This window comes from Acinetobacter sp. AKBS16, from assembly GCF_002899995.1.
In the GTDB taxonomy this organism is placed as follows: domain Bacteria; phylum Pseudomonadota; class Gammaproteobacteria; order Pseudomonadales; family Moraxellaceae; genus Acinetobacter; species Acinetobacter baumannii.
Genome location: NZ_POYH01000064.1, coordinates 1 through 627, shown reverse-complemented (window position 1 = coordinate 627; position 627 = coordinate 1). Strand labels below are relative to the sequence as shown.

The following is a 627-nucleotide window of genomic DNA, read 5'->3' as shown; positions in this document are numbered from 1 at the left end:
ACTGTCGCCACCTACGCTACCAGTTAAATCGCCGAGAAGGTCAGTGACTACGCCAAGCGGACTGTCGCCGCCTACGCTACCAGTTAAACCACCAAGTAAATCAGTTACTAACCCTAGTGGGCTATCTCCGCCAGTTACGCCACCAATAGTTCCTGTTACTCCGCCAATGATTTCAGTTACTAAACCAGTTGCAGTTGTACCATTTGTAATAAGCGTATCGAGAATACCGGTAGCCGATTCAGTAGCGCCTTGAATATCACCGCCGACTAAATCAGAAACAACTTCAAGAGCGCCGTTGACTGTGTCACGAGACGTTTCGAAAGTTAATGTGCCAAGGTCTGCAATTTCAGAAACTGGATGTTCTGCTTGTGGAAGGATACCGATAATTGTATCCGCAACTGTATCAATACCAGTGTTAATAATTTCGGTTTTTAGGCTTTCAACGCCTTGAAGAATATCGATGCCGCCTTGAACAACATCGATTACTGGAGAAATAGGAGATGTTCCACCACCAATAATGCCACCAGTAACGCCACCGATGATGTCAGTTACTACACCAAGAGGATTGTCACCGCCAATACCGCCAGTAACACCACCGATAATGTCAGTCACTACACCAAGCGGATT

General features: G+C 46.3%; 1 pseudogene. It reads right to left on the bottom strand.

Annotated features, from left to right (window positions below):
* A pseudogene (locus tag C1642_RS11245) lies at positions 1-627 on the bottom strand (hypothetical protein); the annotation flags it as partial.